The sequence below is a fragment of the uncultured Flavonifractor sp. genome (assembly GCF_944383115.1).
GTDB lineage: Bacteria > Bacillota > Clostridia > Oscillospirales > Oscillospiraceae > Flavonifractor.
Map to the genome: position 1 here is coordinate 1 of NZ_CALWOJ010000079.1, position 9,393 is coordinate 9,393.

6 protein-coding genes are annotated in these 9,393 nt (G+C 59.4%); 4 read left to right on the top strand and 2 right to left on the bottom strand.

The window, feature by feature from the left end; all coding sequences use genetic code 11:
* Window positions 1-758 (bottom strand): lysine exporter LysO family protein (locus tag Q0K43_RS08590; protein ID WP_297290144.1); only part of this gene is annotated, 758 nt, incomplete at its 3' end.
* 336 nt (window positions 759-1,094) lie between these two features.
* Between Q0K43_RS08590 and Q0K43_RS08595 the strand changes: the two genes are divergently transcribed.
* On the top strand, window positions 1,095-2,423 hold the full coding sequence (locus Q0K43_RS08595) for a uracil-xanthine permease family protein (protein ID WP_297290145.1): 1,329 nt from the start codon (window positions 1,095-1,097) through the stop codon (window positions 2,421-2,423).
* Between the two features lie 52 nt (window positions 2,424-2,475).
* On the opposite strand, the gene Q0K43_RS08600 is transcribed toward Q0K43_RS08595, so the two are convergent.
* The gene (locus Q0K43_RS08600; RefSeq protein WP_297290146.1) at window positions 2,476-3,114 is read right to left on the bottom strand and encodes a helix-turn-helix transcriptional regulator; all 639 of its coding nucleotides are present in this window, start codon (window positions 3,112-3,114) and stop codon (window positions 2,476-2,478) included.
* 431 nt (window positions 3,115-3,545) lie between these two features.
* On the opposite strand from Q0K43_RS08600, the gene ssnA reads away from it, so the two are divergent.
* The 3 genes from ssnA to Q0K43_RS08615 all read left to right on the top strand — a co-directional run.
* Window positions 3,546-4,886 carry a putative aminohydrolase SsnA gene (ssnA, locus tag Q0K43_RS08605; protein ID WP_297290147.1) on the top strand — a complete coding sequence of 447 codons (1,341 nt, stop codon included), beginning with the start codon at window positions 3,546-3,548 and terminating at the stop codon, window positions 4,884-4,886.
* 66 nt (window positions 4,887-4,952) lie between these two features.
* The gene (gene ygfK, locus Q0K43_RS08610; RefSeq protein ID WP_297290148.1) at window positions 4,953-7,949 is read left to right on the top strand and encodes a putative selenate reductase subunit YgfK; all 2,997 of its coding nucleotides are present in this window, start codon (window positions 4,953-4,955) and stop codon (window positions 7,947-7,949) included.
* Window positions 7,950-8,035: 86 nt separating this feature from the next.
* Window positions 8,036-9,393, top strand: a 1,358-nt coding sequence (locus Q0K43_RS08615; protein WP_297290149.1) for a molybdopterin cofactor-binding domain-containing protein, incomplete at its 3' end; no start/stop codon positions are given.

The following is a 9,393-nucleotide window of genomic DNA, read 5'->3' on the forward strand; positions in this document are numbered from 1 at the left end:
CGCATCACATTGGACAGGAAGGCCACCGCCGACACCGACAGGGAATAGGGAGCCAGCAGGGTGGGGGCCAGGGAGTACCAGCCCATACCGGCGGAGGCGGCCATAGAGTCCTTGATGCCCAGAGGAAGAAAGAGCCCGGCTAGGGCGGCAAAGGCCAGCGTGCCGGCGCACACCGCCACCGGCACCAGCAGCACCTGAAAACCGGCGGTCTTGATGTCGCTGACGAAGGTGCCCTGCTTGCCCATATCCATGCCTACCATAAATAAAAGCAGGTAGAGGCCGAAGTTGATGACAGTACCGCAGTGGGCGGTGACGGCAGGGGGGAACACAAAGCGGCCGGCCAGCATACCCAGCACCACAGCAATGACAATCCACTTGGTCAGGGAATTGTCTGCCTTGCCGGCGGAGCGGGCGGTATCCTCGGCGGTCTGGCTGCTGCCCTGGGGCAGGCCCACATGATCCAGCCGCAGGACAAACCGGCGCAGCAGGGTGAGGAAGAGAATGGAACCAAACATGGCCAGCACCGTAATGAGCAGAGCGGCCAGGCCGATCTGTCCCAGAGAGGCGATGACCTCATCGTTAGCGCCCAGGTTGACTCCAAGGGTGACAATCAGGATCATCAGCGCCACAAATTGCAGCTTGCTCACCCACACCAGGGGTCGGCTGCGTACCCCGGGCCTGGAACCGATCAGCGCGCCCAGGATCACCAGCGCAATATAAATCGCCAGATTGCTCAGGGTGCTGAGGGTGGTATCCATACCAATGCATCCTTTCCTAAATAAACTTGAAAAATACCGCAGAGACACATAACAGGGCCATTCTAGCATATCTGCTGGGGAAAGTCCACCCCGGAACGACACCAGACGCCAAATCAGTGGTCGGGAGAATGAAAACTGATTAGTTTAGAAAAAATAGAGATTAAGTTCCGTTTCAAGCCCTCTACGTCCGAAAAAATTTTCTGAAATGCACAAAAATGAAAAGTGAATTTTGGACGCCACACTTTATTTTTCGCTTGCATCCAAGGAATAAATAGAGTATAGTTTGGTTAAGCAAAAAAACAATTTGGGCAAAAAAATTTTTGTGAGGTGATTGGAATGGGTACACCAAAAACCAACAACTCTGATACCGTATTCCAATGGAACGGTATCCCCCGGGCGGGACAGTTGATCCCCCTGGGTCTCCAGCATGTGGTGGCCGCGGTAGTGGGTATTATTACGCCTGCTATTCTGGTTGCCAACACCTGTGGCCTGAGCGAGGCGGAAAAGACCCTGATGATCCAGGTCTCCCTGATCCTGACCGCCCTTGCCACGCTGCTTCAGCTTTTCCCCATTTTCCGGCGCATCGGCTCCGGGCTGCCTGTCATCATGGGCATCAGCTTTGCGTACATTCCCACCCTCCAGGCCATCGGCGCGCAGTTTGACATTGCGACAATTCTGGGGGCTGAGATCATCGGCGGTATTGTGGCCATCGTCTTTGGCGTGTTTGTCAAGTGGATCCGTCCCCTGTTCCCGCCCCTGGTCACCGGTACCGTGATCTTTACCATTGGCCTGTCCCTCTATCCCACCGCTGTCAAATATATGGCCGGCGGCGCCGGTACCGCCTGGTTCGGCAATGTGAAGAGCTGGGTAGTGGCCCTCATTACCCTGGTGGTGGTGGTCATCCTGTCCAACTTCACTAAGGGTATCTTCAAGCTGGGCGCCATCCTGATTGGCATGATCGTGGGTTATATTGTGGCCTACTTCGTGGGCATGGTGGATTTTGCCAGCGTGGGTACCTCCCAGTGGTTTGCACTGCCCGAGGTCATGCCCTTTGAGATCAAATTTGTTCCCTCCGCCTGCGTCTCCCTGGCCATTGTGTACATTGTAAACGCCGTGCAGACCATCGGCGACCTCAGCTCTACCACCATGGGCGGCATGGACCGTATGCCCAGCGACCGGGAACTGTCCGGCGGTATCATCGGCCAGGGCATCATGAGCATTCTGGGCGCCTTCTTCGGCGGCCTGCCCACCGCTTCCTACAGCCAGAACGTGGGTATCGTCACCGTCAACAAGGTCATCAACCGTGCCGTCTTTACCCTGGCTGCCGGTATTCTGCTGGTGGCCGGCCTGATGCCCAAGTTTGCCTCCCTGCTCACCACCATTCCCCAGTGCGTCATCGGCGGCGCCACCATCTCTGTGTTTGCCACCATTACCATGACCGGTATCCGCATGATCACCGAGGGCGGCTTCACCCCCCGCAAGAGTTCTGTGGTGGGTCTGTCCGTGGCTCTGGGCGTGGGCATCACTCAGGTGTCCGGCTGCCTGGCCGGTGAGGGCTTCCCTGAGTGGGTCAACACCGTGTTTGGCTCCTCCTCCGTGGTGGTCGCCACCATTGTGGCCATCATCCTCAACCTGGTCCTGCCCAAGGAAAAGGAAAGCAAATAAGCGCAAGACAACAAAAGGCCCGGCTCCTCTGGAGCCGGGCCTTTATCAAAGATTATTCCTTCGCTTCGTCGATGTAGCTGTACAGCGTGTATTTGGAGATGCCGAAGAACTTGCATACCTTGTCGCCGCTTTTGGTGATGAGGAAAGCGCCGGTGTCGTTGAGGAACTGCACCGCCTTGACCTTGTCTTCCTTGTTCATCAGGGCCACAGGTTTGCCCACCAGCTTCACACTCTGCTCCATCAGTTCGTCCAACAGATCGGAGACGTTGCGGGAGATGGCTTCCGGTTCCTTTTCATCTTTTTCCGTAGCGGTGAACTGCTTGAGGGCGGTCTCCATGGCCAGCATCAGCGTAATATCGTAGTTGATACCGAAAATGCCGATGGGGGTACCGTCGTCATTGCGGATGTAAATCGTAGTAGACTTAAGGATCTTGCCATCCTTTGTGCGGGTCAGGTAGCTCAGGTGGTCCTGCAGCTGTGCCTGGCCGCCCCGCAGCGCCTCCAGGACCACATGGGAAGGGCCGTCGCCCACCTTGCGTCCTGTGACCTGCCCGTTTTCAATGGCTACAATGGAACTTTCCGGATCGTTGGTGGCCAGGTCATGAACCACCACCTCGCAGTTGGGACCGAATTGACTGGCGATCCCCTTGGCGAGCTTGAAGAGAAATTGCAGGGTAGATGCTTCTGGCACTAAGATTCCCGCCTTCCATTTGCCTGCGGGGAGGATGGGCTGCCGGGTTTGACTGTCCTCAAACCGGCAAGATAAGCCGCTCCCGCGTCAGACGTCAAAATATCTCTTTTATTTTACCACATCTGGCTACAGATTCAACACATTTTTAAAACCTAAAAAATTTTTTGTTTTTCAAACAAAAGTATTGCATAACTGAGCGAATTGTGGTAGTATAAAGACAACGCAAGGTTGAAACTGTACAACATGAACAAATTTCCATATAAAAAGTTGTAGCTGCAACGGAGTGCTATCGCGCACGGGCTGGATGGACATTGGATTCGGCTGGGGTTGCGGATGCAGCCTGAACGAAACCGGATCTGACTTGTCCATTCCACCAGGAATGGACACTTTTTTTACGGAGAAAAGGACAAAATAAAAGGAGGAATCTTATTATGCTGTTGATCGGTAATGGCAGACTGATTACCCGGAGTGAGGAACTCCCTTATCTGGAAGACGGCGCCGTCGTTCTGGACGGCGAGGTGGTCAAGGAGGTTGGCTCCCTGGCCGACATGAAGGCCAAGTACCCCGACGCCGAGTTCGTGGACGCCAAGGGCGGCGTCATCATGCCCGGCCTCATCAACGTCCATACCCACATCTATTCCGGCCTGGCCCGGGGCCTGTCCATCAACGGCTTCAATCCCACCAACTTCTTTGAGGTGCTGGATGGCCAGTGGTGGTACATCGACCGTCACCTGACCCTGGACGGCACCCGCGCCTGCGCCTACGCCACCATCCTGGACTGTATCCGGGACGGTGTGACCACCATTTTCGACCACCACGCCTCCTTCTGTGAGATCCCCGGCTCTCTCTTTGCCATCAAGGACGTGTGCAAGGAACTGGGTATGCGCGCCAACCTCTGCTACGAGGTGTCCGAGCGTGACGGCCAGGAGAAGTGCGATCAGTCCATTCAGGAGAATGCCGACTTCGCTAAGTGGGCCAAGGAGCAGGACGACGACATGATTAAGGCCATGTTCGGCGGCCACGCCCTGTTCACCATCTCCGACAAGACCTTTGAGAAGATGGTCAAGGCCAACGACGGCATGACCGGCTTCCACATCCATGTGGCCGAGGGCATGAACGACGTGTACGACTCCCTGCAGAACTACGGCTGCCGCCCCATCAACCGCCTGCTGTACAACGGTATCCTGGGCGAAAAGACCATGCTGGGCCACTGCATCCACGTCTCTCCCGCCGAGATGGACATCATCAAGGAAACGGGCACCATGGTCTGCCACAACCCCGAGTCCAACATGGGCAACGCCGTGGGCTGCTCCCCCGTGCTGCAGCTGTACAACCGGGGCATCCTCATCGGCCTGGGCACCGACGCCTACACCCACGATATGCTGGAGAGCCTGAAGGTTCTGCTGCCCATGCAGCGCCACAACGTCTGTCAGCCCAACGTGGGCTGGTGCGAGGCTACCGGGATGCTCTTCCAGAACAACGCCAAGATCTGCTCCCGCTACTTCAAGAAGCCTCTGGGCGTGCTGAAGCCCGGCGCCGCCGCCGACGTGATCGTCATGGACTACAAGCCCTTCACCCCCTTCTCCGACGCCAACATCGACGGCCATATGCTCTTCGGCATGATGGGCAAGAACTGCCGCACCACCATCATCAACGGCAAGGTGCTGTACAAGGACCGCGAGTTCGTGGGCATTGATGAGGACAAGATCAACGCCTGGTGCATGGAGCAGTCCAAGAAGCTGTGGGGCGAGCTGAACCACTGCACTTACTGAGAAATCCCCCAAAAACTGAAAACAAAATGTAATTCCGAGTTATAACGATAACTGGAGGTTTTGATTATGAGCGATATTATGCGTCCCATGCCTTTTGCCCACCTGATGAACTGGATCCTCAGCGAGTACAAGAGCCAGGGTTCCATCTTCGGCGTGTCCAAGCTGGTCAAGCACACCAACGGCAAGACCCTGCCCATCTTTGAGGAGAAGATCGAGTCTCCCTACGGCCCCGCCGCCGGCCCCCACACTCAGCTGGCTCAGAACATCATCGCCGCCTACGCTGCCGGCAGCCGCTTCTTTGAGGTCAAGACCGTTCAGGTCATGGACGGCGACGAGCTGAGCAAGTGCGTCAACAAGCCCTGCATCACCGCCGCCGACGAGTGCTACAACTGCGAGTGGTCCACCGAGCTGTATGTGCCCCAGGCTTTCGCCGAGTACGTCAAGGCCTGGTTTGCCTGCAAGCTGCTGGCCCGTGAGCTGGAGCTGGGCGATCCCAACGGCTTCGTGTTCAACATGAGCGTGGGCTACGACCTGGCCGGTATCAAGAGCGAGAAGGTGGACAAGTACATCAACGGCATGATGGACGCCTCCCAGACCGAGGTGTGGAAGGAGTGCATGGACTGGGCCCTGGCCAATCTGGACAAGTTCCAGAACGTGGATGAGGCCTATGTACGCGCCATCTCCCCCAAGGTGTCCGACTCCATCACCGAGTCCACCCTCCACGGCTGCCCCCCCGATGAGATCGAGCGCATTGCCACCTACCTCATCACCGAGAAGAACCTGAACACCTATATCAAGTGCAACCCCACGCTGCTGGGCTATGAGTTTGCCCGCAAGACCCTGGACGGCCTGGGCTTCGACTACATCGCCTTTGACGACCACCACTTCCTGGAGGACCTGCAGTGGGAGGACGCCATCCCCATGTTCCACCGCCTGATGAAGCTCACCGGCGAGCGGGGCCTGGAGTTCGGCGTGAAGATCACCAACACCTTCCCCGTGGACGTGAAGGCCGGTGAGCTGCCCAGCGAGGAGATGTATATGTCCGGTCGCTCCCTGTATCCCCTGTCCCTGTCTCTGGCCGGGATGCTGTCCAAGGAGTTCAAGGGCAAGCTGCGCATCTCCTACTCCGGCGGCGCCGACATCCACTCCATCAAGAAGCTGGTGGAGGCCGGCATCTGGCCCGTCACCATGGCTACCACCGTCCTCAAGCCCGGCGGCTATCAGCGCATGAGCCAGATCGGCAAGGAGCTGATGGATATCAGCTACGAGCCCTGGACCGGCGTGGACGTGGCCAAGGCCCAGGCTCTGGTGCAGGAGTTCGTCACCGACGCCCACTACCAGAAGCCCATGAAGCCCATCCCCAGCCGCAAGATGGATAAGAAGGTGCCTCTCATCGACTGCTTCGAGGCCCCCTGCCGCAACGGCTGCCCCATCGAGCAGGATATCCCCGCCTACCTGATGAAGGTCAACGAGGGCAAGTACGAGGAGGCCCTCCAGATCATCACCCACCGCAATGCCCTGCCCTTTATCACCGGCACCATCTGCTCTCACCGCTGCCAGGACAAGTGTATGCGCAACGCCTACGACGAGAGCGTGTATATCCGCACCCAGAAGCTGAAGGCTGCCGAGGGCGGCTTTGAGGCCCTGCTGCCCAAGCTGAAGCCCGCCGCTCCCGTCTCCGGCAAGAAGGTTGCCGTCATCGGCGGCGGCCCCGCCGGTATGTCTGCCGCCTACTTCCTGGGCCGCTCCGGTGTGGACGTGACCATCTTTGAGCGCAAGGACTCTCTGGGCGGCATCGTCCGTCACGTGATCCCCGCCTTCCGGATCAGCGACACCGCCATCGACAACGACGTCAAGCTGATGAACGCCATGGGCGTGAAGGTGGAGCTGAATTGCGAGGTCAAGAGCGTGCAGGACCTCTTCGACAAGGGCTACACCCAGGTCATCCTGGCCACCGGCGCCTGGCACAAGGGCAGCGCCGGCATGGAGTACGGCGAGGAAATGAACGTCATCGAGTTCCTGGAGAAGGCCAAGAAGGCCCCCGAGAGCCTGGATCTGGGCAAGAACGTGGTGGTCATCGGCGGCGGCAACACCGCCATGGACGCCGCCCGTGCCGCCAAGCGCATCCCCGGCGTGGAGAAGGTCTCCCTGGTCTACCGCCGCACCAAGCGCTATATGCCCGCCGATCAGGAGGAGCTGGAGCTGGCTCTGGAGGACGGCGTGGAGTTCTGCGAGCTGCTGGCTCCCGTGGGCGTGAAGGACGGCGTGCTGACCTGCCACCAGATGGAGCTGGGCGCCCCCGACGCCTCCGGCCGCCGGTCCCCCGTGGACACCGGCAAGGTGGTTGAGGTTCCCGCCGACACCGTCATCACCGCCGTGGGCGAGAAGGTGGACACCGAGCTGTACACCGCCAACGGTCTGGAGGTGGATAACCGCGGCAAGGCCGTGGTGAACGCCGACACCCTGGAGTCCTCCGTGAAGAACGTCTACGTCATCGGCGACGGCCAGAAGGGCCCCGGCACCGTGGTGGAGGCCATTGCCGGCGCTACCAAGGCCGCCCGCGCCATCCAGGACTTCGACGTGAACGTCTATGTGGACAAGAACGTCAACCCCGACTATCAGAAGCCTCTGGCCAAGCGTGGCGACGTCTGCACCGATTGCAGCAGCTGCGACGAGATCCGCTGCCTGGGCTGCGCCACCGTGTGCGAGACCTGCACCGAGGTGTGCCCCAACCGTGCCAACGTGGCCATCGCCGTGCCCGGCATGCGGATGCGCCAGATCATCCATGTGGACGGTATGTGTAACGAGTGCGGCAACTGCGCCACCTTCTGCCCCTACGACAGCCGCCCCTACAAGGATAAGTTCACCCTGTTCTGGAGCGAGGAGGACTTTGCCAACAGCGAGAACGAGGGCTTCCTGAAGCTGGAGGGCACCAAGACCCGGGTCCGCCTGGGTGGCCAGGTCAAGGAGTACGACGTGGCCGACGCCGGCCGCGGCCTGTACGACCCCCTGCGCAAGCTGATCTGCGCAGTGTATGACAATTACAGCTATCTGCTGCCGTAACCAACCGTGCGCGGGGCCTCAGCCGGGAAGGCTGAGGCTTTCCGCGCATGGATCAGTCAATCTTCAATGGAAATGAGGAACCCAAGATGAGTGAGTGCTATACCTTTGTCGTAAATGGCAAGACCTGTACCACAGAGCAGGAGAAGCCCCTGCTGCGCTATCTGCGGGACGATCTGCACCTCTATTCCGTCAAGGACGGGTGCAGTGAAGGGGCCTGCGGCACCTGCACCATCGTGGTGGACGGCAAAGCCGTCAAATCCTGCATCCTCACCACCAAGAAGGCGGTGGGTAAGACCATCCTCACTGTGGAGGGGCTGTCCCATGACGAGCAGGAGGCCTTTGTGTACGCCTTCGGCAAGGTGGGCGCCGTCCAGTGCGGCTTCTGCATCCCCGGTATGGTGATGGCGGGCAAGGCCCTCATCGACCAGAACCCCGACCCCTCCGAGGAGGACATCAAGAAGGCCATCCGTGGCAACATCTGCCGGTGTACCGGCTACAAGAAGATCATCGAGGGCATCTCCCTGGCAGCCGCCATCCTCCGGGGGGCGGAGAAGATCGACCCTGAGCTGGAGAAGGGGGAGATCTACGGCGTGGGCGACCGGGCCTTCCGCACCGACGTGCGGGACAAGGTGCTGGGAACCGGCGCCTACTGCGACGACATTGAGATGGAGGGTATGGTCCACGCCTCCGCCGTCCGCTCCCAGTACCCCAGAGCAAAGGTGCTGGATATCGACGTCTCTGCCGCCCTGGCCCTGCCCGGCGTACTGGCCGTTCTCACTGCCGAGGATGTGCCCAACAACAAGGTGGGCCACATCCAGCAGGACTGGGATGTGATGATTGCCAAGGGCGACATCACCCGCTGCGTGGGCGACGCCATCTGCCTGGTGGTAGCCGAGAATGAGGACGTGCTGAAAGAGGCCAAGAAGCTGGTCAAGGTGGAGTATGAGCCCCTGGAGCCGGTGCGCTCTATTCAGGAGGCTATGGCCGAGAACGCCCCCAAGCTCCACCCCAACGGCAACCTGTGCCAGCAGCGCCATGTGACCCGTGGCGACGCCAAGACCGCCCTGGCCAATTCCAAGTATGTGGTGACCCAGAGCTACAAGACCCCCTTCACCGAACACGCCTTCCTGGAGCCTGAGTGCGCCGTTGCCTTCCCCTACAAGGAGGGCGTGAAGGTGTATACCTCCGACCAGGGCGTGTACGACACCCGGAAAGAGATCTCCATCATGCTGGGCTGGGAGCCCGACCGCATCGTGGTGGAGAACAAGTTCGTGGGCGGCGGCTTTGGCGGCAAGGAGGACGTGTCCGTGCAGCACCTGGCGGTGCTGGCCGCCTTGAAGGTGGGCCGTCCGGTGAAGTGCAAGCTCACCCGGCAGGAGTCCATCAACTTCCACCCCAAGCGCCACTATATGGAGGGCACCTTCACCCTGGGCTGCGACGAGAA

What these genes read in the sequence shown, in the direction of transcription:
- Q0K43_RS08595 (WP_297290145.1), top strand. Translation starts at nt 1,095, where the DNA reads ATGGGTACACCAAAAACCAACAACTCTGATACCGTATTCCAATGGAAC.
- ssnA (WP_297290147.1), top strand. Translation starts at nt 3,546, where the DNA reads ATGCTGTTGATCGGTAATGGCAGACTGATTACCCGGAGTGAGGAACTC.
- ygfK (WP_297290148.1), top strand. Translation starts at nt 4,953, where the DNA reads ATGAGCGATATTATGCGTCCCATGCCTTTTGCCCACCTGATGAACTGG.